General features: G+C 67.8%; 21 protein-coding genes and 1 pseudogene. 11 read left to right on the forward strand and 11 right to left on the reverse strand.

Features of this window, described 5'->3' with window-relative positions; translation table 11 throughout:
• Positions 1-7: 7 nt before the first annotated feature.
• From cobT to H977_RS0115720, 3 genes are read right to left on the reverse strand one after another with little or no spacing between them, the layout of a single operon-like run.
• Positions 8-1,066, reverse strand: a complete 1,059-nt coding sequence (gene cobT / locus H977_RS0115710; RefSeq protein WP_029108745.1) for a nicotinate-nucleotide--dimethylbenzimidazole phosphoribosyltransferase — start codon at positions 1,064-1,066, stop codon at positions 8-10.
• Positions 1,063-1,605, reverse strand: a complete 543-nt coding sequence (locus H977_RS0115715; protein WP_029108746.1) for a bifunctional adenosylcobinamide kinase/adenosylcobinamide-phosphate guanylyltransferase — start codon at positions 1,603-1,605, stop codon at positions 1,063-1,065. Before H977_RS0115715 ends, cobT begins: the two co-directional genes overlap by 4 nt.
• A 23-nt stretch (positions 1,606-1,628) precedes the next feature.
• Positions 1,629-2,333: a DUF3043 domain-containing protein gene (locus tag H977_RS0115720; protein ID WP_029108747.1), complete on the reverse strand. Its 705-nt coding sequence runs from the start codon at positions 2,331-2,333 to the stop codon at positions 1,629-1,631.
• Positions 2,334-2,512: 179 nt separating this feature from the next.
• On the opposite strand from H977_RS0115720, the gene H977_RS0115725 reads away from it, so the two are divergent.
• Positions 2,513-2,869 carry a HesB/IscA family protein gene (locus tag H977_RS0115725; RefSeq protein WP_029108748.1) on the forward strand — a complete coding sequence of 119 codons (357 nt, stop codon included), beginning with the start codon at positions 2,513-2,515 and terminating at the stop codon, positions 2,867-2,869.
• A 20-nt stretch (positions 2,870-2,889) separates the two neighbouring features.
• Here the strand turns inward: H977_RS0115725 and H977_RS0115730 are convergent, their stop codons facing one another.
• Entirely contained in the window at positions 2,890-3,516 is a 627-nt protein-coding gene (locus tag H977_RS0115730; RefSeq protein WP_029108749.1) for an Rv0361 family membrane protein, read from the reverse strand.
• 173 nt (positions 3,517-3,689) lie between these two features.
• On the opposite strand from H977_RS0115730, the gene H977_RS0115735 reads away from it, so the two are divergent.
• The gene (locus tag H977_RS0115735) at positions 3,690-4,664 is read left to right on the forward strand and encodes a carbohydrate kinase family protein (protein WP_029108750.1); all 975 of its coding nucleotides are present in this window, start codon (positions 3,690-3,692) and stop codon (positions 4,662-4,664) included.
• A 54-nt stretch (positions 4,665-4,718) separates the two neighbouring features.
• Here H977_RS0115735 and asnB read toward each other — a convergent pair whose 3' ends face one another.
• The gene (asnB, locus tag H977_RS0115740; protein WP_029108751.1) at positions 4,719-6,713 is read right to left on the reverse strand and encodes an asparagine synthase (glutamine-hydrolyzing); all 1,995 of its coding nucleotides are present in this window, start codon (positions 6,711-6,713) and stop codon (positions 4,719-4,721) included.
• Between the two features lie 189 nt (positions 6,714-6,902).
• On the opposite strand from asnB, the gene ctaC reads away from it, so the two are divergent.
• The 4 genes from ctaC to H977_RS0115760 all read left to right on the forward strand — a co-directional run bounded on the left by ctaC (position 6,903) and on the right by H977_RS0115760 (position 10,015).
• Entirely contained in the window at positions 6,903-7,940 is a 1,038-nt protein-coding gene (gene ctaC, locus H977_RS0115745) for an aa3-type cytochrome oxidase subunit II (RefSeq protein ID WP_029108752.1), read from the forward strand.
• 12 nt (positions 7,941-7,952) lie between these two features.
• Positions 7,953-8,372, forward strand: a complete 420-nt coding sequence (locus tag H977_RS0115750; protein ID WP_029108753.1) for a cytochrome c oxidase subunit 4 — start codon at positions 7,953-7,955, stop codon at positions 8,370-8,372.
• Positions 8,373-8,555: 183 nt separating this feature from the next.
• Positions 8,556-9,431 (forward strand): MmpS family transport accessory protein, encoded by an 876-nt coding sequence (locus H977_RS0115755; protein WP_029108754.1) that lies wholly within the window; start codon positions 8,556-8,558, stop codon positions 9,429-9,431.
• The gene (locus H977_RS0115760; RefSeq protein WP_029108755.1) at positions 9,431-10,015 is read left to right on the forward strand and encodes a DUF2561 family protein; all 585 of its coding nucleotides are present in this window, start codon (positions 9,431-9,433) and stop codon (positions 10,013-10,015) included. The genes H977_RS0115755 and H977_RS0115760 overlap by 1 nt, the downstream gene beginning before the upstream one ends.
• A 301-nt stretch (positions 10,016-10,316) precedes the next feature.
• On the opposite strand, the gene qcrB is transcribed toward H977_RS0115760, so the two are convergent.
• From qcrB to ctaE, 4 genes are read right to left on the reverse strand one after another with little or no spacing between them, the layout of a single operon-like run.
• Positions 10,317-11,954, reverse strand: coding sequence for a cytochrome bc1 complex cytochrome b subunit (gene qcrB / locus H977_RS0115770; RefSeq protein ID WP_029108756.1), 1,638 nt, complete (start codon positions 11,952-11,954; stop codon positions 10,317-10,319).
• Entirely contained in the window at positions 11,951-13,159 is a 1,209-nt protein-coding gene (qcrA, locus tag H977_RS0115775) for a cytochrome bc1 complex Rieske iron-sulfur subunit (protein ID WP_029108757.1), read from the reverse strand. Before qcrA ends, qcrB begins: the two co-directional genes overlap by 4 nt.
• On the reverse strand, positions 13,156-13,998 hold the full coding sequence (gene qcrC / locus H977_RS0115780; RefSeq protein WP_196808258.1) for a cytochrome bc1 complex diheme cytochrome c subunit: 843 nt from the start codon (positions 13,996-13,998) through the stop codon (positions 13,156-13,158). The genes qcrA and qcrC overlap by 4 nt, the downstream gene beginning before the upstream one ends.
• Positions 13,999-14,033: 35 nt before the next feature.
• A complete protein-coding gene (ctaE, locus tag H977_RS0115785) occupies positions 14,034-14,645 on the reverse strand; it encodes an aa3-type cytochrome oxidase subunit III (RefSeq protein WP_003885537.1) in 612 nt (203 codons plus the stop codon).
• A 122-nt stretch (positions 14,646-14,767) separates the two neighbouring features.
• Between ctaE and trpD the strand changes: the two genes are divergently transcribed.
• The gene (gene trpD, locus H977_RS34895) at positions 14,768-15,862 is read left to right on the forward strand and encodes an anthranilate phosphoribosyltransferase (RefSeq protein ID WP_081681743.1); all 1,095 of its coding nucleotides are present in this window, start codon (positions 14,768-14,770) and stop codon (positions 15,860-15,862) included.
• Here trpD and H977_RS0115805 read toward each other — a convergent pair.
• Positions 15,800-17,734, reverse strand: a pseudogene (locus tag H977_RS0115805) (DEDD exonuclease domain-containing protein); the annotation flags it as partial. The gene trpD and the pseudogene H977_RS0115805 sit on opposite strands and share 63 nt — an antisense overlap.
• A 42-nt stretch (positions 17,735-17,776) precedes the next feature.
• Here H977_RS0115805 and H977_RS0115810 point away from each other — a divergent pair.
• The 4 genes from H977_RS0115810 to pimB all read left to right on the forward strand — a co-directional run bounded on the left by H977_RS0115810 (position 17,777) and on the right by pimB (position 21,380).
• Positions 17,777-18,043, forward strand: coding sequence for a hypothetical protein (locus H977_RS0115810; protein WP_029108761.1), 267 nt, complete (start codon positions 17,777-17,779; stop codon positions 18,041-18,043).
• 152 nt (positions 18,044-18,195) lie between these two features.
• Entirely contained in the window at positions 18,196-19,332 is a 1,137-nt protein-coding gene (gene ripC, locus H977_RS0115815) for a peptidoglycan hydrolase RipC (protein WP_029108762.1), read from the forward strand.
• Positions 19,301-20,188 (forward strand): peptidase, encoded by an 888-nt coding sequence (locus H977_RS0115820; protein ID WP_029108763.1) that lies wholly within the window; start codon positions 19,301-19,303, stop codon positions 20,186-20,188. Before ripC ends, H977_RS0115820 begins: the two co-directional genes overlap by 32 nt.
• A gap of 49 nt (positions 20,189-20,237) precedes the next feature.
• A complete protein-coding gene (pimB, locus tag H977_RS0115825) occupies positions 20,238-21,380 on the forward strand; it encodes a GDP-mannose-dependent alpha-(1-6)-phosphatidylinositol monomannoside mannosyltransferase (protein ID WP_029108764.1) in 1,143 nt (380 codons plus the stop codon).
• A 31-nt stretch (positions 21,381-21,411) separates the two neighbouring features.
• Here the strand turns inward: pimB and H977_RS0115830 are convergent, their stop codons facing one another.
• Positions 21,412-23,208, reverse strand: coding sequence for an AMP-dependent synthetase/ligase (locus H977_RS0115830; RefSeq protein WP_029108765.1), 1,797 nt, complete (start codon positions 23,206-23,208; stop codon positions 21,412-21,414).
• Positions 23,209-23,248 lie beyond the last annotated feature (40 nt).

The raw sequence follows: 23,248 nt of genomic DNA on the forward strand, positions 1-23,248 counted from the left end.
GGGGACATCATGTCTCTTCGGAGATTCCGGCTTCGTCGAAGGTGGCCATCGAGGCCAGGGTGGCGATGGCGGCGCGCACGATCGGCAACGCCACCGCGGCACCGGTGCCCTCGCCCAGCCGCATGCCGAGGTCGATGATCGGCTCCAGTCCCAGATGCGACAGTGCCAGGCTGTGGGCCGGCTCGGTCGATCGGTGCCCGGCCTGCCACCACTCCCGGGCACCCGGTGCGAACTCCTCGGCCACCAGCGCCGCGGCCGTCACCACCAAGCCGTCCAGGAGCACCGGCGTGCGGCGCACCGCGGCCTGCGCCAGGAATCCGGCCATGGCCGCCAGATCGGCGCCGCCACACACCCGCAACAGCCCCAGCGGCTGACGCGTCACGGAGCGGGCCCGGTACAGCGCGTCGCGTACCGCGCCGGCCTTGCGCATCCAGCCTTGGTCGTCGATGCCGGTGCCCCGTCCCACCACCACGACGGGTTCGGCACCCGTCAGGGCGGCCACCAAAGTCGTTGCCGCCGTGGTATTTCCGATCCCCATGTCGCCGGCGATGAGCAGATCGGCACCGGCATCGACCTCGTCGTCGGCGATCTGGCGCCCCGCCGCGACGGCAGCCACGGCCTCCTCGGCGCTCAGCGCGTCCTCGATCGCGATGTTGCCCGAGCCGCGGCGCACCTTGTGGGCGCCGATCGCGGGGGAGGCCGGTTCATCGCAGTCGACGGCGACGTCGGCCACCCGCACGGTGGCCCCGGCCACCTCGGCCAGCACGTTGATCGCGGCGCCACCGGCGTCGAAGTTGGCCACCATCTGGCCGGTCACCGCCGACGGGAACGCCGATACCCCCGCTGCCGTGACTCCGTGGTCCGCGGCGAATACCACCACGCGCGCCCGGGTGAGCGGCCGCGGCGGGCAGACGCCCTGGCAGGAGGCTGCCCAGACCGAGAGCTCCTCGAGCCGGCCCAGCGAGCCCGGCGGCTTGGTGAGCCGCGCCTGACGGACCCGCGCCGCCGCGGCGGCGTCCGCGTCCGGTGCGGTGACCGGGGGAAAGGCCGCATCGAATTCGGTCATGACGGCTCCTTCACCGTGAGCGGTTGGCCGGCCACGACCAGCACCACGCGGTCGCACACCGCGGCCAGGCGTTGGTTGACCGTGCCCAGTTCATCGGCGAACCGGCGTCCCGCCTCGGTGGCGGGGACCACCGTCAGCCCCACCTCGGGGCTCACCAGGACCAGGGGAGCGGTGAATGCGTCCACCGCCCGCACCAACGCGTCGACTTCGGGGCCCACGGATCCACCGGTCCAGGCGCCGAGGCGGTCCATGGTCGCGGTCAGCCACCCTCCGATGTCGTCGACGAGCGTTGCGGCGTTCGGTGCGTGCGGGCCTGCAGTCAGGGCCGCCGCCAGATCAGAGGTCTCCACGGTGCGCCAGTGCGCGGGACGACGGGCCTGATGGATGCCCACGCGGTGCGCCCATGCCGGATCGCTGTCGGCGGCCGGGCCGGTGGCCAGATAACGCACCGGCGCACCGTCCCCGGCGCCATGTGTCACGGCCCCTTCGGCCCATCGGGACTTGCCAGAGCGGATGCCGCCGAGCACCAGGGTGCGCACGCCTCAGGCCGCCTGAAACGGCATCAAGAGATCTTGGCGCCGCGGTCGACCACCGGCCGCGGTGCGCGCATACGGCGCAGCTGCGACGCCCGGCTGGCCGCGTAAAGTCCGAGTTTCCAACCGCTTTCGGTGTTATCGGGGAACTTCTCGTCCACCATGTGGTTCACCTTGCGACCCACGAGCAACCCGTCGATCAGCATGATGACGACCAGAATCAGCATCGCGTAGGACAGGATCTGCTGGAACTTCAGCGACGGCAGCGCGAGCATGAAGAAGATCATCGCCAGAGCGGCGGGCATGAACAGGCCCAGCACGTTGCGGCGGGAGTCGACGATGTCGCGGACGTAGCGACGCACCGGCCCCTTGTCGCGCGGCAGCAGGTAGGACTCGTCACCGGCCATCATCTTCTCGCGGCGGTCGGCCATGTCGGCGCGGCGGGTCAGCCGCTCGATCTTGCGCTCTTCCTTGGACAGCTTGGGCCCGCGCAGCTCCTTGCGGCGCTGACGTGCCTCGGCGGCGGTCAGCGGCGCCGGGGCGACCGGGCCGCGCCGCTTGGCGGCCTCGCTGCGTTTGGGCGTCGGCCTGCCCTTGGGGGCGGTACCAGCTGGGGCACCGCCGGCCTGCGTCGAATCGGCAGAACGTGACCCGGCGTCGCCATCGACGTTCGTGACCTGGTCGGTCACGGCAGGTTCGCCTTCGTTGTCCTTCTTACGGCCCAGCAGCTTCACGCCAGCCAGGTTACTGCCCGCCGCAGGTGGCCTGGTCACATGCCCCGGGCCTGTGGATAAGTCGGGAATAGCGGCCGAACAAGGTACCGTTGAGGTAGTAGACGCGCGGCACGTCCACGCGTTTCCTGTGTACTTCAGCTGTACCGGCATCAGTGATGCCCAAGGGCTTAGGGAGAGCTATGACTGTTCAGGACGCCACCACCACCGAAACCCACGGTGTGACCCTGTCCGACGCTGCGGCGACGAAGGCGAAGGCGCTGCTGGACCAGGAAGGTCGCGACGACCTCGCGCTGCGTATCGCGGTTCAGCCCGGTGGCTGCGCCGGCCTGCGCTACAACCTGTTCTTCGACGATCGCGCCCTCGACGGTGACCTCACTGCCGAGTTCGGCGGTGTGAAGCTGGTCGTGGACCGGATGAGCGCACCGTATGTGCAGGGCGCCACCATCGACTTCGTCGACTCCATCGAGAAGCAGGGCTTCACGATCGACAACCCGAACGCCACCGGCTCCTGCGCCTGCGGCGACTCCTTCAACTGACGTGAGCCGGCGGCCGGCGGTCAGTACTGACCGCCGGTGCGCAGCACGTACGAGCACACCAGAACCTGCTCGCTTTTCCCGTCTTTCTTGACCAGAAGCTGAGCCACGCCCTGTTGTTCCTCATCGACCGGGCGCTGTCCGCGTGCGGACCCTCCGGCCGGCGCGACCCGCATGGTGAACAGCAGCTGTGCCTGCGTGGTGGACCACGGCACGTTCGCGTCGATGCCCGTCACCTCGACCTGGCTGAACTGCTTACGGAATGCGTCACTGGCCAGACCTGCCACCGCGAGATCGGCCTTGCGGTCTTTCACCCCGTCGTACAGACCGCACAGTGTGTGCCGTGCAACGGTTTCGTCATCCCCGGCCAGCAGCGCATCGAGGTACTCCTGGATCGCGGCCTGGGCCCGGGCGTCGGAGACCACCACCGGCGCAGCCGGACCGCGGCGCCCGGTGACCAGCACCGCGGTCAACACGCCCGCGAGCGCCGCCACGACCAGCACACCCGCCAGAATCTTGGGCCAGCGCCGCCGCGTCGGGTACGGCACCGGAGGCGGCAGCGTCCCGGGATATGCGGACTGTGTGGGCGACACCTGCTCGGGATACAGCTGAGGCGGAGTCTGCTCGGGGTACTGGTAAGAACCAGTCATTAATTGGCGCTCCCCGCGTGATCTGGAGGTTGGTCAGCCGTCTACGGTGACCGGGAATACGGTTATACGCAGGTTAGCGCAACCCGATGACGTGCGACTGTGCGCGCAGAGCGCTGACAGGCCGCGCGGGTACTGTTATGTAGCCGACTTAACGAAATGAGGGGTGACACCACGTGACCATCGCAGTTACCGGATCCATCGCGACCGACCACCTGATGCGGTTCCCGGGCAAATTCTCCGAGCAACTGCTGGCAGATCACCTGCAGAAGGTGTCGCTGAGCTTCTTGGTCGATGATCTGGTGATCCACCGCGGGGGCGTGGCGGGCAACATGGCCTTCGCGATCGGCACCCTCGGCGGTGACGTCGCGCTCGTCGGCGCCGCGGGTCAGGATTTCGGTGAGTACCGGGCCTGGCTGGAGGGTGCCAACGTCGACTGCGGCAATGTGCTGATCTCCGAGAGCGCCTACACCGCACGCTTTGTCTGCACCACCGACGAGGACATGGCCCAGATCGCCTCGTTCTATCCCGGTGCCATGTCGGAGGCGCGCAACATCTCCCTTGCCGACCTGGTGGCCCGAGTGGGCAAGCCCGAGCTGGTGATCATCGGCGCCAACGATCCGGATGCGATGTTCCTGCACACCGAGGAATGCCGCGAGCTCGGCCTGGCCTTCGCCGCCGATCCGTCCCAGCAGCTGGCCCGGCTCTCCGGCGAGGAGATCCGCAAGCTGATCAACGGCGCCACCTACCTGTTCACCAACGACTACGAATGGGATCTGCTGCTGCAGAAGTCTGGGTGGAGCGAGGCCCAGGTGATGGGCCAGATCGGCATGCGCGTCACCACACTGGGCGCCAAGGGCGTCGACCTGGTCAGCTCGGACGGCACATTCGTGCACGTCGGCGTCGTGCCCGAGAAGCATCAGGCGGACCCCACCGGCATCGGCGACGCGTTCCGGGCCGGTTTCCTCACCGGTCGCAGCGCGGGATTGAACCTCGAGCGCTCCGCCCAGCTCGCGTCTTTGGTCGCAGTGCTGGTCCTGGAGGCGACGGGTCCGCAGGAATGGACGTGGGACGCGGCCGAGGCAGTGCAGCGACTCACCGACGCCTACGGCGCCGATGCGGGCGCCGAGATCGGCAAGGCGCTGGCCTGATCCCGCCGGCCTGACACCCGGGGCGGCTCTGGGCCTGAAAGGGCCTAGAGCTGCCTACAGCTGCACCGGGTAATGCGGCTCCTTGATCTGGGGCGTCACGCTGTGCTCCACGAAGATCGCATGCCACAGCATGAAGATCAGCACCGTCCAGAGCCGGCGGCTGTGATCGCTGACCCCGTTGCGATGCTCGTCGAGCATGGTGCGCACCGTGGACCGATCGATGAAATCGTCCGTTTGTGACGACGCCGTCATGGAGTAGGCCCAGTCCATCAGCTCACCGGACCGCAGCCAGTGCCGGATCGGCACCGGAAAGCCCAGCTTCGGCCGGTTGAGCACATGGGCCGGGACGATCGGCTCCAGCGCCCGGCGCAAGGCGTACTTGGTCGTCGAGCGGGTGATCTTCTGATCGACCGGCAGCCGGGAAGCCACCGCGAACACCTCGGGATCCAGGAACGGCACCCGCAACTCCAGCGAGTTGGCCATGGTCATCTTGTCGGCCTTGACCAGGATGTCGCCGCGCAGCCAGGTGAACAGATCGATGTGCTGCATACGCGCCACCGGATCCCAGCCCTGCGATGCCGCGTACACCGGGGCGGTGACGTCGGTGTGCGTCCACTCCGGGCGGAAGCCGGGCAGCACCGCGCGCAACTGATCGTCCGAGAAGCTGCGGGCATTGCCGTAGTAGCGCTCCTCGAGCGTCAGCGAGCCGCGATGCAGCAGGCTCTTGCCCCGCATGCCCTCCGGCAACGGCTTCGATGCCTTACCCAGCGACTTGCGCACAGGCCGCGGCAGATAGTCGAACGGCCGCAGCGACAAGGGTTCCCGGTAGATGGTGTAGCCGCCGAACAGCTCGTCGGCGCCCTCACCCGACAGCACGACCTTGACGTGTTTGCGCGCCTCACGGGCGATGAAGAACAACGGCACCAGGGCCGGATCGGCCACCGGCTCATCCAGGTACCAGACGATCTCGGGCAGCGCCTCGACGAACTCGGCCGGGCTCACCACCTTGGCGACGTGCCGCGCGCCGATCGCCTCTGCAGAGGCCACGGCCACGTCGACCTCGGAGAAACCCTCACGCTCGAAGCCGGTGGTGAACGTGATCAACCGGGGATTGTGACGCATCGCCAGCGCGGCGATGGCCGTCGAGTCGATCCCCCCGGACAGGAACGCACCCACCGTCACATCGGCGCGCATGTGCTTGGCCACGGAATCCTCGAGCGCGGCAGTGATCTCGTCGTAACGGGCCTGGTCGCCGCCCTTGACGAACGGCACCGCGTTGAATTTCGGGACGAAGTAGCGCGTCACCTCGGGGCGGGCGCCAGGCTTGAACCGCGCGTAACTGCCCGACTCCAGCCTGCGGATTCCCCGGTGCAGCGTCTCCGGCTCGGGCACGTACTGCAGCACCGTGTAGTGCTGCACGGCGCGCTCGTCGATGTTGAGGTCGAAACCCAGCGCCAGGTCCGCATCCTGGGCCAGGTCGAGCAGGCACTTCTTCTCGCTACCCACCGCCGTGCCGCCCGGCCCGGTCGCCATGAACAGCGGCTTGATGCCGAAAGGGTCCCTGGCGCAGAACATTTCACGCTCGACGGTGTCCCACAACGCGAACGCGAACATGCCCCGGAGGCGATTCAGCGCCTCAGTGCCCCAGTAGTGGTAGGCCGCGACGATGGCCTCGCCGTCGCCGTCGGTGTGAAATACCGCACCGTGTTCGGAACGCAACACTTCGCGCAGTTCGACGTAGTTGTAGATCTCGCCGTTGAACACCAGCACGTAGCGGTCCGGGGCTTCGGCGGGCCCCCAGCGCAGCGGCTGATGGCTGTGCGCGATGTCGATGATCGACAGCCGGTTGAAGCCGAGGACCACGGTGCCGTCGTGTCCGTCGCCGTCGGTCCAGGTGCCGGGCTCGTCGGGACCCCGGTGACGCATCAGGTGGGAAGCGTTCGCCACCGCGTCGGCCAGCCTCGATCCAGCTTCGGGGGAGATGTCACCCCGGGTGGTTTCGGGGTTGGTCTCGGTAGGGGCAGTTACCAGGGCGAGCAGTCCGCACACCGCGCCAGTATGTCTGATCCGACGGGTCCCGAGACCACCGCCCGGGCCGTTGCACCAGTCGCCGGGTCCCCGTCGCGACGCCATTCCCGAGTCGCTTCGCTCCCGTGGACCGGCGTGGTCTACGCTGCGTAGTATTCGCAAAACAACGACCGGTCGCGGTCGCGAAATACCGATCTAGGAGGCGCCAACGTGACACCTCGCGGGCTTAAGACGGTGGCCCGAGCGGCGTTGTTGACAATTGTCTTGGGTGGCTCGGCGCTCTTGCTGAGCGGCTGCAGCTGGCAGGACGCACTCGCGCTCGGCTGGCCGACCGGGATCACCCCGGAGGGCAAACTCAACCGAGAGTTGTGGATCGGCTCGGTGATTGCCTCCTTCGTGGTCGGCGCCATCGTGTGGGCCCTGATCTTCTGGTCGAGCGCCTTCCACCGGAAGAAGAAGGGCGACACCGAGTTGCCGCGCCAGTTCGGCTACAACATGCCGCTGGAGCTGGTGCTGACGGTCATCCCGTTCCTCATCATCTCGGTGCTGTTCTACTTCACCGTGGTGGTCCAGGAGCGCATGCTGCACAAGGACCCCAACCCTGAGGTCGTCATCGACGTGACCGCCTTCCAGTGGAACTGGAAGTTCGGCTACCAGAAGATCGACTACGCCGACGGCTCGTTCGATTACGACGGTGCCGACGCTGCGCGCAAGTCCGCGATGACGTCCAAGCCCGAGGGTAAAGACGCGCACGGCAAGGAGCGCGTCGGCGCGGTGCACGGCATCAACCCCGAGGACCGCACCTACCTGAACTTCGACAAGATCGAAACACTGGGCAGCTCCACCGAGATCCCGGTGCTCGTGCTCCCGGCGGGTAAGCGCATCGAGTTCCAGCTGAACTCCGCGGACGTGATCCACGGATTCTGGGTGCCCGAATTCCTCTTCAAGCGCGACGTGATGCCCGATCCCGTGGCCAACCATTCGGACCACATCTTCCAGGTCAGCAAGATCGAGCAGACCGGTGCGTTCGTCGGCCGCTGCACCGAGATGTGCGGCACCTACCACTCGATGATGAACTTCGAGGTCCGGGTCGTCGAACCCAATGACTTCAAGGCCTACATCGATCAGCGCAACGCCGGCAAGACCAATGCCGAGGCGTTGGCGGCCATCAACCAGGAGCCGTTGGCCGTCACCACGCACCCGTTCGATACCCGGCGCGGTGAGCAGGCACCGCAGGCGAGCAAGTAGGGGCTACACGCAATGCATATTGAAGCTCGACTGTTCGAGATCCTCACGGCGTTCTTCGCCTTGTCGGCGGTGGTGTACGGCGTCTTGACCGCCATGTTCGCCACCGGTGGCGTCGAGTGGGCCGGTACCACCGCGCTCGTGCTCACCACCGGCCTGACCCTGATCACCGGCACCTTCTTCCGCTTCGTGGCGCGGCGTCTCGACACCCGCCCCGAGGACTACGAAGACGCCGAGATCAGCGATGGCGCAGGGGAACTGGGCTTTTACTCGCCGCACAGCTGGTGGCCGATCCTGATCGCGCTGTCCTTCTCGGTCGCCGCCGTGGGTGCCGCTCTGTGGCTTCCCTGGCTGATCGTGGCGGGCATCTGCTTCGTGCTGACGGCCGTCGGCGGCCTGGTCTTCGAGTACTACTGGGGTCCTGAGAAGCACTGACCCGTCCTGACGCCCCGATTGTGGCCTTGCTCAAGGTCACAATCGGAGCGTCACTTCATCCGCCACCGGCAGCGCCGGACTCGCCGCGATCATCTCGTTCGGTAATGTTGCCGGGGCACTGTCACCAGCGAAGGTTTCGTTCGCTCCGCGTGGCAGTGAAGTTGTCGAGAAGGATAGGCGTAGATGAGCGGGCCGAATCCCCCGGAACCGGGTGCCTCCGGTTCTGATTTGCCGGATCAACCCGGAAAACACTCTGCACCCGAGGAGCCGACTGAGGTAGCCGGCGCCGACGCGGATGGCGGCGACACAGAGTTCTACTCACAGGCGTACTCCGCGCCGGAGTCGGAGCAGTTCACCAGCGGGCCGTACGTGCCTGCAGACGTGGCGCTCTATGACTACGACGACTACGACCCGGCGACCGAACTCGTCGATACCGCCCCGCCGCCGCGCTGGCCGTGGGTGGTCGGTGTCACGGCCATCATCGCGGCCGTCGCCCTGGTGGCCTCGGTGGCCGTTCTGGTGACCCGGGACGACGACACCTCCAACCTGGCGACCCCGCGGCCGAGCACCACCACGTCGGCGCCCCCGGTGCAGGACGAGATCACGACGACGACTCCGCCGCCACCCCCGCCTCCGCCGCCGCCCAGCTCGGAGGAGCTACCGCCTCCGCCGCCCCCGGAGACCGTCACGGTCACCGAGCCGCCACCGCCCCCACCTGCCGGCGAGCCGCCCCCGCCCGCTCCGAGCCCCACGACGGCCCCACCGACCACGACCACGACGCATGCAGGGCCACGGCAGGTCACCTATTCGGTGACGGGCACCAAGGCGCCGGGTGACATCATCACGATCACCTACGTCGACGGGAACGGAAACCGCCGCACCCTGCGCAACGTGTACATCCCGTGGACCTTCACGATGACCCCGATCTCCAACTCGGACGTGGGTTCCGTCGAGGCGTCCAGCTTGTTCCTGGTCAGCCGGCTGAACTGCTCGATCACGGCCAGTGACGGGACAGTGCTGTCCTCGAACGCCAACAACTCCGCACAGACTGCCTGCTGATGTCCGGGCCGATCGGCGAACTCGACACCACCGACCGGGTATTGCTGGGAGCCTGTGCCGCGGTGTGGCTGGCTGCGCTCGGTGCCGGCGTGGCCGCCGTCGTCGCCCTGGTAGATCTGGGCCGCAGTCATCCGCAGGGCGCCGAGAGCGCTGACACTCCATGGGTGCTCTACACCGTGATCGGCCTGTCCGTGGTGGTGATCGCCGGGGCCGTGCCGCTGCTGCTGCGCGCCCGGGCTCAAGCAGACAACCGGCAGCAGCCCGGACGCCGGCCTCAGCCGCCGGCCCGCTCACCGCGCCCGATTTCAGGCAGCTACCGTGCCGCGCCGGTGGCGATGAGCCGCTACACCGCGGGCAGCGCTGCCACCGCCGCCGTGGAGGCGGTGTGGCTGCGGTTCACCCTCGCGGTCGTCTGCGCCGTCGGTGCGGGGACCGCGACAATCGGGCTGGCCACCTATCTCATGGCCACCGGAAGCAATGTGGCGGCCTGGTGCCTCTATGGCCTGGCCGGCGTCATCACCGCTGCCCTCGTGGCGCTGCTGATCGTCGCGCTGCGCCGGCTGGACACCCTGTCGGCCTCCTGAGTCGACGTTCACGCGGCATCGGTCTTCAGCCCAACGGCGGGACGCGTCCGCCGACTATCTCTCCGCCATCCGTGCCATCGTTGCCGGCACTACCACTGCGGTCGGTCCAGAGCAGCAGGCCGCCCCGCCGCATCGAGATTGCACGCAGGGACGACATCGGCATCGGATTTGTCCCTGCCTGCAATTTCGATGATCGTCGATCCACCGGCTGCACATAAAACAATCGCCGCAACCTCTCGAGGAGGTTGCGGCGATTGTTTTATCTACGACGGCAGCGCCGTCAGTCGAGCTAGGGGAGTGGTCAGTGGTGACCGTTGGTCTCCCCGTTGCCATTTCGATCCTGCTGCTCCTTGAGAGCGGTCAGTGCCTTGTGCTCGGAGGCGTGTGCGGCCTCGGTGAGCGCATCGTGCTCGACTGCCGGATCGGCGAACAGGAAGCTGCCGGTGCCGGGTGCGCCGGCCGAGCCGAGCTTGTTCATGCGCTTGGGCAGGGCCGCGCCCTGGTACTCCAGCGGAATCGGGTGACCATGATCGTCGACCGGTCCCAGCGGCTGGTGCAGCTCGACGTAGGCACCGTGCGGCAGGCGCTTGATGATGCCCGTCTCGATGCCGTGCTCCAGAACCGCACGGTCGCTGCGCTGCAACGAGATTGCCCACCGGTAGGCGATGAAGTACACGATGCCGGGGAGCACCACCATGCCGATACGGCCGATCCACGTGGTCGCGTTCAGCGAGATGTGGAACTTGAGCGCGATGATGTCGTTCATCGCGGCCAGGGTCAACACCATGTAGAAGGCGATCGCCATGGCACCGATCGCGGTACGCACCGGCACGTCACGCGGACGCTGCAGCAGGTTGTGGTGTGCGTCGTCGCCGGTGACCTTCTTCTCGATGAAGGGGTAGGCGATCAGCAGGCCGAAGACACCGCCCATGATCAACGCGACCCAGACCACCGCGGGGATGGTGTGGCCGAAGGGGTAGAACTCCCAGGCCGGCCAGATACGGGCCAGGCCTTCGGTCCACATCATGTAGAAGTCGGGCTGGCTGCCCGCCGAGATCTGAGACGGCTTGTAGGGGCCCAGCTGCCAGATCGGGTTGATCGTCAGCAGGCCGCCCATGAGGCCGAGCACGCCGGTGATCATCGCGAAGAACGCGCCCGACTTCACCGCGAACACCGGCATGACGCGCACGCCGACCACGTTGTGCTCGGTGCGGCCGGGGCCGGGGAACTGGGTGTGCTTCTGGAACCACACCAGCGCCATGTGCGCGCCGATGAGGGCCAGGATGATGCCCGGGATCAACAGGATGTGCAGCGCGTACAGGCGCGGGATCAGGATCTCGCCGGGGAAGTCCCCGCCGAACAGCGCCCAGTGCAGCCACGTACCGATGATCGGCATGCCCAGGGTGATCGAGGACAGCGCGGCGCGCAGACCGATACCGGACAGCAGGTCGTCGGGCAGCGAGTAGCCGAAGTAACCCTCGAACATCGCCAGGATGAGCAGCAGCGAGCCGATCACCCAGTTGGCCTCACGCGGACGCCGGAACGCACCGGTGAAGAAGATACGCGCCATGTGCACCATGATCGAGGCGGCGAACATCAGTGCGGCCCAGTGGTGGATCTGGCGGACGAACAAACCGCCGCGCACCTCGAAGCTGATTTCGAGTGCGGACTCGTAGGCCCGCGACATCTGCACACCGCGAAGTGGCTGGTAGACGCCGTCGTAGGTGACGTGTGCCATCGACGGATCGAAGAACAGCGTCAGCCAGACACCGGTGATCAGCAGCACGATGAAGCTGTACAGAGCGATCTCACCCAGCAGGAACGACCAGTGGGTGGGGAACACCTTGTTCAGCTGGCGGCGTACCGCTGCCGAGGGGTGGTAACGGGAATCGATCGCATCGCCTTGCGCCGCTGCGATCTTGGCAAGGTCAGGGCTCATGATTTGCGCTCCCAGAATGCCGGTCCGACGGGCTCGACGAAGTCGCCGTTGGCGACGAGGTAGCCGTCTTTATCGATGGTAATAGGCAGCTGCGCCAATGCGCGCGCAGCCGGACCGAATACGGGCTTTGCGAAGTGCAACGCGTCGAACTGCGACTGGTGGCACGGGCAAAGGATGCGGTAGGTCTGCTGCTCGTACAGCGAGGAGGGGCAGCCCAGGTGCGAGCACACCTTGGTGTAGGCGAACAGCTCACCGAAGTTGAAGCTCTCCTGGCCCTTCCGCTTGACCACGCGGGGCATGTCGGCCGGCTTGATGCGGATCAACATGACCGGGTTGCGCACACCCATCGAGATCTCGGTCAGGTGGTGCTCGGACTCGACGGTGGTGCCGTCGCCGTCGGACTCCCGCCAGGGGAAGACGGTCTCCATGCCACCGGCGTCGAGATCCTCGGGCCGCATCTTCACGAACGGAGACGAGCCGGGCCGGCCGGTCGCACGAGCCAGGTAGATGGTCTCGCCGTGGAACCGGGGGGTCCACCCCGAGGTCCACAACACGGCCTTCTTGCCTTCGGCGGTGGGAACCACCGGCTTCCACGGGTTCTTGATCAGTCCGCCGATGAAGGCGACCAGGGTGCCCGCGCCGAACGCGCCGAGGCCGATGCCCAGCGACAAGCCGATCAGCTTGCGGCGCTTGACCGTCGAGCCTTCCAGCGCATCGGTCAGATTGGCCGCGATGGTCTTGCGGTGCAGCTCGGGGGAGCGCCCGTCGTGGCGGTCCTGGACTGAGATCTCCTCGGGGATGAACTTCTTCTGGAACAGCACCGCGCCGATGCCGATCGCCAGGATCGACAGGCCGAAGGTGAGGCCGTACAGCGGGGTGGCCAGCGAGTAGAGGAACTCGCCTTCAGAGCCGAAGGGCTGGTACTCCCACGGCCAGAACAGGAAGACTAGCAGCAGCGCCAGGCCCGAAAGCCCGCCGAGCAGAAGCCAGTACGCGACCAGCCGCTCGGTGCGCTTCTCGGCCTTGGTGCCCGGGACGGGCCAGCGCGGCTCCTTGAAGATGGTCTCGACGCCGTCGATCTTGCCGCCGAGTTCAACGAGCTTGTCGCGCGACATCTCGGCGAGCTGTGCATCGCTGGGCTGGCCGGGTTCACCGGTCTGCCCGGGAGTGTCGGTGCCCTTCATATCTGGGCCGTTCTGGCTCATGCGCGCGCCCCGATCCACATTGCCACGCCGATAGCGGCGACCATTCCGATAATCCACATCGCCATGCCCTCGGGCGCGGGCCCGAAGCCGCCGAGTCCGTAGCCGCCGTAGCTGGGCGTCTGAGCCGACTCGCGGACATAGGCGACGATGTCGCGCTTCTCTTCCGGCGACAGCTGCCGGTCGGAGAACTTGGGCATGTTCTGCGGCCCGGTCTGCATCGCGGTGTAGATCTGGGCCGGCTCGGTGTCGCCGAGGTCCGGTGCGTACTTGCCGGAGGACAGCGCGCCGCCCTTGCCGGTGAAGTTGTGGCAGGACGCGCAGTTCAGCCGGAACAGGTCGGCGCCGCGGGCCACATCGGATCCGATCAGCGACTCCTGGGCGACGCCGCCGTGCTCGTCGCGGATCACCGTCGGGCCGCCGCCGTTGGCCTGAACGAACGCGCCGAGCGCGTCGATCTGGTTCTCGTCGAAGTGCTCGGGCTTGGACGGCGCCTGGGCCTCACCGCGCATCGCGGGCATGCGACCGGTCGAGACCTGGAAGTACACCGCGGCCTCGCCGGTGCCGATCAGGCTGGGCCCACGATCGGGCACGCCCTGCAGGTTGGCGCCGTGGCACGAAACGCACGACGTCTCGAACAGTTGCTTACCGGTGCGCAGCAGCGCCGACTGCGATTCGTCGGCGACTGCGACCTGCGGCGTGGGCGTCAGCGTGGCCGCAACACCACCTGCGACCGACAGGCCGACCAGCAGCAGTAGACCTGCTGACAGTCGTCGGCGCAGTCGTCGGCGCGACTTGCTGGTCATCGAACCCCTTCTCATCGAGTCGGTCATCGGACGCATCGGAGAGCCGCGCATGGGACGCTTCGGCGAGCCGATCATCGGACGAAGTAGATGGTGGCGAACAGCGCAATCCAGACGATGTCGACGAAGTGCCAGTAGTACGAGACGACGATCGCCGCGGTGGCCTGCGCGGGCGTGAACTTACTCATCTTTGTGCGGGCCAGCAGCAAGATGAACGCAACAAGTCCGCCGATCACGTGCAGGCCGTGGAAACCGGTCGCCAGATAGAAGACCGATCCATAGGCACTGCCCGGGATGGTGGTGCCGTGCTCCACCAGGTGGATGTACTCGTATCCCTGGCCCAATACGAAGAACAGGCCCATCAGGAACGTGATCACATACCACCGGCGCAGCCCGAACACGTCGCCGCGTTCAGCGGCGAACACGCCCATCTGGCAGGTGAAGGATGACGCGATGAGAACCAGCGTCACCGGAACGGCAAGGGCCAAATTGAGTTCGGTCGGCTCGGGCGGCCAGTCGCCACCGGCTTGCGCGCGCGCGGTGAAATACATCGCGAAGAGTCCAGCAAAGAACATCAGCTCACTGGAAAGCCACACGATGGTGCCAACACTGACCATGTTCGGTCTGTTCAGCGAATGAACGCGCGACGTGATTGCCGTTCCCGAGGTACCTACAGCGCTCGTCACATCCGCAAGTATGACGCTTTGTAGTTGTCGAACTCCACCCGGGTCGAGCAATTGATCTCAAACGTGTCGCCTTCGGTCGGCGTGGCCCCGGGCACAAATGCACGCAGAGATAGCATTCGGCGGTGGCTCCCGCATCTTCTTCTCAGTTCCCGCCTGCCTCCGGCTCTGCGGCGGCGCCGACATGGCCACTCATCCTGGGGCGCCTGACCACTGAGCAGAGCCTGCCCAACGGGTACGCGGGATGGGCGATGGACCAGATCATGACCGGGGCGGCGACCCCGGCCCAGATCGCCGGCTTCGCGGTGGCGATGAAGATGAAGCGCCCGACCTCGAACGAGGTAGGGGAGCTGGCCGACATCATGCTGTCGCACGCCCGCCGGGTGCCCACCGAACAGATCGGTCACGAGACCGTCGACATCGTGGGTACCGGTGGCGACGGCGCCAACACGGTGAACCTGTCGACCATGGCGGCCATCGTGGTCGCGGCCTGCGGCGTTCCGGTGATCAAGCACGGCAACCGCGCGGCGTCGTCGCTGTCGGGTGGTGCCGACACCCTGGAGGCGCTCGGCGTGCGGATCGACCTGGGCCCCGACGAGGTGGCCCGCAGCGTCGCCGAGGTCGGCATCGGGTTCGCCTTTGCGCCCCAGTTCCACCCGTCGTACCGGCACGCCTCGGTGGTGCGCCGGGAGATCGGGGTTCCCACCGTCTTCAATCTGCTTGGGCCGCTGACCAATCCGGCTGCGCCGCGGGCCGGTCTGATCGGCTGCGCATTCGACGAGCTGGCCGAGGTGATGGCCGGCGTCTACGCCGCCCGCGGCTCCAGTGTGCTCGTCGTGCACGGCGACGACGGCCTCGACGAGCTCACCACCACGACCACCAGCACCATCTGGCGCGTGCAGGCCGGCACCGTGGAGCGATTGAAGTTCGATCCCGCGGCCTTCGGCTTCAAGCGCGCCGACATCAGTGAGTTGATCGGCGGCGACGCCACGGCCAACGCGGCATCGGCGCGTGCCGTGCTGGGCGGTGTCAAGGGGCCGGTGCGCGACGCGGTGGTACTCAACGCGGCGGGAGCGATGGTGGCCCATGCCGGGCTAGCCAGCGACGCCAAGTGGGTGCCGGCGTGGGAGGCCGGGCTGGCCCGGGCCGCCGAGGCCATCGACTCGGGTGCGGCCGAACAACTGCTCGCGCGTTGGGTGCGGTTCAGCCTGCAGTTCTGAGTTCTGCTGCTGGGCCGCGGCCAATCGGGCCGAGCGGGCCGTGGCCGCCCACTCGGCGTAGCGGCCCGCGGCCCCGATCGGTGTCGCATAGCCGGAATCGGCCCGCACGATGCGCACTCCCGGTGTGGCCAGCCAGCGGGCGATCAGCGCCGTCTCCTCCACCAGCGCGCCACCCAATGGTGTTGCGCTGGGCAGGATCACCTGCGCTGCCGCGCAGATCGCATCGACCACCGGCATCGGGGGCACGCCGCGCCGGGCGGTGCCCGCGCCGGCCAGCTGCCCGTAGCGGATCACCGCGAAGTGCCAGCCGCCGTCGCCGTCGCCGCGGGCCGCCACGAGTTCGGGCACTTCGGCCAGGGCGCACAACCGCTGCCCCCGCCACAGCGCCTCGATGGCCACCGAGGCGTGATCGCGCAATCGTGCGGCGGTCTCGTACCGCCGGGCCGCCGCCACCTCACCGATATGGGCCAGTGTCGCCGCCAGCGCGGCGTGATCGGTGCCGTTGATCAGCGCGGTGGCGCGCTGTACCGCGTCGGCGTACTGCGCGGCCCCGACGTCCTGTGTGGCCGGGCAGGGCGACAGTTCGACCTCGGGGCAGTGGTGGGTTCCCCGAGCGCCGAAGCGGGCCGTGCAGGTACGCACGCCGGTGAACCGGGCCAGCAGGTTGGCTGACTGGACGGCGTCCGACCGCGCCGAGAACGGACCGAAAGCGGTGCGGTGCCCTGGGTTTCGCACTGCTGACAATCTCGGGAAGGCCTCGTCGGTCAGCGCCACCCACCACCAACGCTGCGGGAACTTGGAACGACGGTTGTACGGCGGTGCGTGAGCCGCGAGCAGGCGCAGCTCGCGGACTCCGGCCTCCAGATCGTGGGCGCACTCCACATGGTCGACGGCACGCGCGAGCGAGGCCATCTCCTTCATCCGGGTGCGCGGGTCGGCGCCGGTGAAGTACTGGCGGACGCGCCGGCGCAGATCGACCGCGGTGCCCACGTACAGCACCTCGTCAGACGGACCGCGGAACAGGTAGACGCCTGGGCGGTTCGGCAGCCGGTCGGCCAGCGAGCGGTTGCGGCGCTGGGCCGGTGTGACGTCGGGCAGATAGTTCTTGAGGTCGGCGAACGTGTGGATGCCCTGGTTGCCGACCCGCTCGATGAGGCCGTGCAGAACGTCGACGGTGGCGCGGGCGTCGTCGAGGGCACGGTGGGTGGGCGTGGTGGACGCCCCGAACAGCCGAGCCAGGGCCGAGAGCTTCACGCTGGGCGCCTCGTCCCGGGTCAGCACGCGGCGGGCGAGCTTCACCGTGCACAGCACCGGGGGCCGCGGCCAGTCGAGCTCTGCGCGCCGGGCCGCCGCTCGCAGGAACCCGATGTCGAACCCGGCGTTGTGGGCGACGAGCACCGCGCCCCGGGAGAATTCCAGGAATGCCGGCAGCACCGAATCGATACGTGGCGCGTCACGGACCATCGCCGTGGTGATCCCGGTGAGCTCGACGATCTGCGGCGGGATGGAGCGGCCGGGATCGACGAGGGTGGCCAACTCGCCGAGCACCTCGCCGCCGCGGATCTTCACCGCACCGATCTCGGTGATGGCGTCGTAGCCGTCGCCCGGTGCCTTCGCGGTGGCGCGCCCACCGGTGGTCTCCAGGTCCACCACCACGAAGGTGGTGTCGGCGAGGGGGAGGGCGGCATCGGGGTCGACGGCGGCGCCCAAGCTGAAGGCCAGCTGCTCGGCGTCGGCGATAGTGCGCTGGCCCATGGCGATGACGGTAGGCACTGCCCCCGACAAACACCGGCAAGCGCGCGTCGCCACGCCCGGGCTTGTCGGGTTGTCGCTCCGATCCGATCCGATCCGCTCCGCTCCTTGTCGGTACATGGCGATACGGTGCGCGCAACACCGAACGAGAGGACGGTCAACATGAGCGGAGTACGGCAGGACAACTGGTCCTGGGCCGACGACCCCGGCCCGGACGAGCCGGAAACCGGCAGCGTGACCATCGACTGCGACGATTGCGCGGTACGAGGGCCCGGGTGTCAGGATTGCGTCGTAAGTGTGTTGCTCGGGGTACCCGAGACTTTGCTGACCGACGAGCGTCAGGCCTTGGAAGTGCTCGCTGACGTGGGCCTTGCTCCGCGCCTGCGGCTCGTCCCGATTCACCGGGGCGGCAGATCCGGAGTCGCCTGACGACACGCAACACAACCTGCACAGGAAAATTCCCAGGGCGGCCTGTTAAATTTGCACCTTCTGTTGGACAAGCCCGATGCCGTTTCGTAACCTATCTGAGACCTAAGAGCAGTTCGAGGCGGCTCGCCATCGCCAGTTGTGAGGACAAAAACTTGAGGCACGAGCGCGCGCACCGGCCCACAAGTCGTATCAAGCGACCCATCGCAGGTGTAATAGCGGGCTTGACCTTGATATCCGGAATCCTCGCGGCCGGTTCGCACGCCGACCCTGCCGACGATGCCATGGCGAAGCTCAATGAGCTGTCGCGGCAGGCGGAGCAGACCACCGAGGCGATGCACTCCGCGCAGCTTGATCTCAACAACAAGCTTGCGGCACAGGAGAATGCGGAAAAGAAGCACGCCGACGACGCTGCGGCGGTGGATCAGGCCAAGTCGCAGCTGGCAACCTTTCAAACTTCGGTCAACAAGGTAGCTGCTGCCCAGTACATGGGCGGTCGCACCTCGGGTGTGGACGCGATCCTGACCGCGGGCTCGCCGCAGCAGCTGATCGAGCAACTCGCGGTGCAGCGGGTGATGGCGACCGAGATGTCGGCGCAGATGAAGAACTTCCACTCGGTGGGTGAGAAGGCCGCCCGGGCCGAGCAAGAGTCGGCGCAATCGGCTGCCGAAGCCAAGACCGCCGCCGAGCAGGCCGCCGCAGTGCGCGCCGACCTGCAATCCAAGCAAAGTCAGCTGCAGGTGCAGATCGCTATCGTCAAGTCGCAGTACCAGGCACTGAGCCCGGCCCAGCGGGAAGCGATGACGGCCCTGCCGCCGGCTCCGCCGGTGCCCGCGCCCGAGGCGTTGCCGCCGGCGCAGGATCCCGCCGTGTTGGCTGATCCGCCCAATGGCATCCCGCCCGGCGACGTCGCCCCTCCGGAGGGAGCCCTCCCTGATGCGGGCAGCGGTCACTCCGGCACCGTCATCCAGGCAGCGTTGAGCCGTATCGGTTCGCCCTACTCCTGGGGTGCGGCAGGTCCGAGCTCCTTCGACTGTTCAGGTCTGGTGATGTGGGCGTTCCAGCACGCCGGGATCTCCCTGCCGCACTCGAGCCAGGCCATGGCCCAGGGCGGTCAGCCGGTGTCGTCTGACTCGATGCAACCGGGCGACGTGGTGACCTATTACTCCGATGCCTCGCATGTGGGCATTTACATCGGCGACGGGATGATGGTGCACGCGTCGACCTACGGCACCCCGGTTCGGGTGGCGCCGGTCAACAATGCGCCGATCCACAACGTTCGCCGTTACTGAGAACCTCGATCGCGCGGCCGCTTTCACGTTGACCGCCCGCAGGCGGCTGCTGGGGGCAGTGCTGGCGGCGGAACTGGTTCTCGCCACGGTGCTGCTCCTGAAGGTCGCATCACCGTCACCGCCACCCACCGCTCGGCCCTCGACTCCGGCGGTCGCCTCGACGCTGCCGCCCGCTGAGCCGGTCACCTCACTGGAGTTGCCGGACGGGCGCACCGCCCGGCTGCTCGCCCTCGGCGGCGCGCAGTCCTCGGACCTGCTGCAGCGGCTGGCCGCCGAACTCCCTGCCGCGGCTGCCGCCGTGACGGCATTCTGGGGGCCGGATTGGCGGCCCGACATCGAGATCGCGGTCGCGGGCTCCGATCAGCAGTTCAGCGTGCTGGCCGGCGGGGCCGCCGACATCGCCGCGACCACCACCGCCCAGCGGATCATGTTCGCCCCTGGTGCTGCCGGCATGAGCCCGGCGGCGCTGCGAATTGTGTTGCGCCACGAGCTGTTCCATTACGCGGCCCGGTCGGCGACGGCGGCCGATGCACCGCGCTGGCTGACCGAGGGCGTGGCGGACTATGTCGGCCGCCCGCACACCGCGCGACCGGGTCCTGCGCAGGCTGAGGCGCTGGCCCACCTGCCCACCGACGCGGACCTCGACACTCCCGGGACGGCGCGCAGTCTGGCGTACGACCGTGCGTGGTGGTTCAGCCGCTACGTTGCCGACGCGTACGGGGTGCCGGCGCTGCGCGAGCTGTACCTGCGGGCATGTGGACCCGGTCATCCCGATGTGGCCACGGCAGTCCAGGCGGCACTGGGCACCGACCTCGACGCCGTGGTCGCCGGTTGGCGTCGCTGGCTGACCGGATAGCCTTGCGCCGATGGGGAACAGACGTGCCGCAGATGGGTAGTCAGCAGCGATGACGCGGGTTTTGTTGGTCACCAACGACTTTCCACCGCGTCGCGGCGGCATCCAGTCCTACCTGGAGGCGTTCGTCGGCGAGTTGATGCGTGACGGGGCGCACGAGCTGACCGTGTACGCACCCAAATGGAAGGGTGCCGCGGAGTTCGACGACCAGGCCGCGGCGACCGGATATCGCGTGGTACGGCATCCCACCACCCTGATGGTGCCCGAGCCGAGGGTGGCGACGCGCATGCAGAAGTTGATCGCCGAGAACGACATCGAGACGGTGTGGTTCGGGGCGGCCGCGCCGCTGGCGTTACTGGGCCCGCTGGCCCGGCGGGCCGGAGCCGGACGCATCGTAGCGAGTACCCATGGCCATGAGGTCGGCTGGTCGATGCTGCCCGTGGCACGTTCCGCCTTGCGCCGTATCGGAGACGACGCCGACGTCGTGACGTTCGTCAGCCGCTACACCCGCGGCCGGTTCGCCTCCGCGTTCGGTCCCCGCGCGTCGCTCGAGCACCTGCCGCCCGGCGTCGACACCGACCGGTTCGTGCCCGATCCGGTGGCCCGGGCCGAGTTGCGTGCCCGCTACGGGCTGGGGCAGCGCCCGGTGGTGGTGTGCCTGTCGCGGCTGGTGCCGCGCAAGGGCCAGGACATGCTGATCCGCGCCTGGCCGGCGATCCGCCGCCGCGTCCCCGATGCGGCGTTGGTGATCGTCGGCGGGGGCCCGTATCTGCAGCGCCTGCAACAACTGGCGCGCACACATGATGTGATGGCCGACGTCACCTTCACCGGTGCGGTGCCGGCTGCCGAACTGCCCGCACACCATGCGATGGCCGATGTGTTCGCCATGCCGTGCCGCACCCGGGGGGCGGGCCTGGACGTCGAGGGGTTGGGCATCGTCTACCTGGAGGCCTCGGCCTGTGGTGTGCCGGTGATCGCCGGAACCTCGGGCGGGGCGCCGGAAACCGTGCTGGACGGCGAGACCGGCACCGTGGTGGACGGCACCGATGTGGCTGCCGTCGCCACAGCCGTGGGCGACGTGCTGTGCGATCCTGCCCGCGCGGCCGCCATGGGTGCGGCAGGACGTCACTGGGCGGTCGACAACTGGCAGTGGCGCTCCCAGGGCGCGAAGCTGACCGCGCTGCTGTCGGGCTGATCCTCGGACCAGCCCGACGATCAGGCCTGGATCAGCCGTAGAGCGCGGCGATGTCGGTGGCGAACTTCTCGGCCACCACCTTGCGCTTGACCTTCAGTGTGGGGGTCAGTTCACCGGTGTCTTCGGTGAAGTCGACGGGCAGGATCCGGAACTTGCGGATCGACTCGGCATGCGACACCGCCTGGTTGGCTTCTTTGACCGCCAGGTCGATCTCGGCCACCAGGTCCGGGTCGTCGGCGAGGTCACCGACGGAGGCGCCGGCGTCCTTGCCGTTGCGCTGCTTCCATCCCGGGAACGCCTCGGGGTCGATGGTGATGAGCGCGGCGATGAACGGCTGTTGATCGCCGACGGCCATCGCCTGGCTGATCAAGGGGTGGGCCCGCAGCCGGTCTTCGAGCAGCGCGGGTGCGACGTTTTTGCCGCCCGCGGTGACGATGATTTCCTTCTTGCGCCCGACGATGGTCAGGAAGCCGTCGTCGTCGATCGCGCCCAGGTCACCGGTGTGGAACCAGCCGTCGGTGAACACCGCATTGGTTTCGGTCTCGTTGCCCCAGTAGCCGCTGAACACCACGCCGCCCTTGACCAGCAGCTCGCCGTCCTCGGCGATGCGCATGCTGTTGCCGGGCATCAGCTTGCCGACCGAGCCGACCTTGAGGTCGTTGACCCGGTTGACGGTGATCGCCGCGCTGGTTTCGGTCAGCCCGTAGCCCTCGTAGATGCTCAGTCCCACACCGCGATAGAAGTGACCCAGCCGCGCGCCGAGCGGTGCGCCGCCGGAGATCGCCGCGTGGCATTCGCCACCGAGGGCGGCGCGTAGCTTGCCGTAGACCAGCTTGTCGAACACCGCGTGCTTGGCGCGCAGGAGCAGGGAGGCACCGCCGGTGTCCTGGGCCTTGCTCCACTCGATCGCGGTGTCGGCGGCGATCGAGAAGATCTTGCCCTTGCCGTCGTTGCGCGCGTTCTGTTCGGCGGTGTTGTAGACCTTCTCGAATACCCGGGGCACCGAGACCACCAGCGTCGGTGTAAACACGCCGAAGGTCGGGACCAGATTCTTGATGTCACTGGTGAAGCCGAGGGTGACTTTGTTGGCGAAGGCGGCGATGGTGATCGCGCGGGCCAGCACATGGGCCAGCGGCAGAAACACCAGCATCCGTTGCCCCGCGGACAGCTGAGACGGGAAGCAGGCCTTGGCCCCGTTCATCTCGTAGAGCAGGTTCGCGTGGGTCAGCTGGCAGCCTTTGGGCTGGCCGGTGGTGCCGGAGGTGTAGATCAGGGTGGCCGGGTCGGCCGAGCGGATTCCGGCCAGGCGCGTGTCGAGCTCGGCGGTGTCGACTGCTTTTCCGGCGGCGGCCATGGCCTCCAGTGCGGGGGTGCCGGTGGCCTCGATCTGCAACACCTTGCGCAGTTCGGGGAGCTGGCCGCGCAGCTGTTCGACGGTCTCGGCGTGCGCGTCGGTCTCGGCGAAGATGATCTTGGCCGCGGAGTTGTCGAGGACGAACCGGACCTGTTCGGCCGAGGAGGTCTCATAGATCGGCACGGTCACTGCGCCGACCGACAGGATCGCGAAGTCGATGATCGGCCATTCGTAGCGGGTGGCTGACAGGATGGCCACCCGATCGCCGGGTTGGATGCCTTCGGCGATCAGGCCGAGGGCGACCGAACGAATCTGGTCGGCCGCTTCGGTGCAGGTCACGTCGGTCCAGGTGCCGTTGACCAGGCGCCGGAAGATGACGTGGTCGGGGCTGTCGGCCGCGTGTGCGGATACCGGACTGACGATGTTGTCATGCTCGCCGACGGCAAACGACGCGGGGACGCTGTACTCCCGCATGGACTCACGCACGATCTTGGCCCTCCAGGCTTGTGATACC

The organism is Mycobacterium sp. URHD0025 (assembly GCF_000426065.1).
GTDB lineage: Bacteria > Actinomycetota > Actinomycetes > Mycobacteriales > Mycobacteriaceae > Mycobacterium.

Coding starts and splice junctions, on each gene's coding strand:
- cobT (WP_029108745.1), bottom strand. CDS start 1,066: ATGACCGAATTCGATGCGGCCTTTCCCCCGGTCACCGCACCGGACGCG.
- H977_RS0115725 (WP_029108748.1), top strand. CDS start 2,513: ATGACTGTTCAGGACGCCACCACCACCGAAACCCACGGTGTGACCCTG.
- H977_RS0115730 (WP_029108749.1), bottom strand. CDS start 3,516: ATGACTGGTTCTTACCAGTACCCCGAGCAGACTCCGCCTCAGCTGTAT.
- H977_RS0115750 (WP_029108753.1), top strand. CDS start 7,953: ATGCATATTGAAGCTCGACTGTTCGAGATCCTCACGGCGTTCTTCGCC.
- H977_RS0115755 (WP_029108754.1), top strand. CDS start 8,556: ATGAGCGGGCCGAATCCCCCGGAACCGGGTGCCTCCGGTTCTGATTTG.
- H977_RS0115760 (WP_029108755.1), top strand. CDS start 9,431: ATGTCCGGGCCGATCGGCGAACTCGACACCACCGACCGGGTATTGCTG.
- qcrB (WP_029108756.1), bottom strand. CDS start 11,954: ATGAGCCCTGACCTTGCCAAGATCGCAGCGGCGCAAGGCGATGCGATC.
- qcrA (WP_029108757.1), bottom strand. CDS start 13,159: ATGAGCCAGAACGGCCCAGATATGAAGGGCACCGACACTCCCGGGCAG.
- qcrC (WP_196808258.1), bottom strand. CDS start 13,998: ATGCGTCCGATGACCGACTCGATGAGAAGGGGTTCGATGACCAGCAAG.
- H977_RS0115810 (WP_029108761.1), top strand. CDS start 17,777: ATGAGCGGAGTACGGCAGGACAACTGGTCCTGGGCCGACGACCCCGGC.
- H977_RS0115820 (WP_029108763.1), top strand. CDS start 19,301: ATGCGCCGATCCACAACGTTCGCCGTTACTGAGAACCTCGATCGCGCG.
- pimB (WP_029108764.1), top strand. CDS start 20,238: ATGACGCGGGTTTTGTTGGTCACCAACGACTTTCCACCGCGTCGCGGC.
- H977_RS0115830 (WP_029108765.1), bottom strand. CDS start 23,208: ATGCGGGAGTACAGCGTCCCCGCGTCGTTTGCCGTCGGCGAGCATGAC.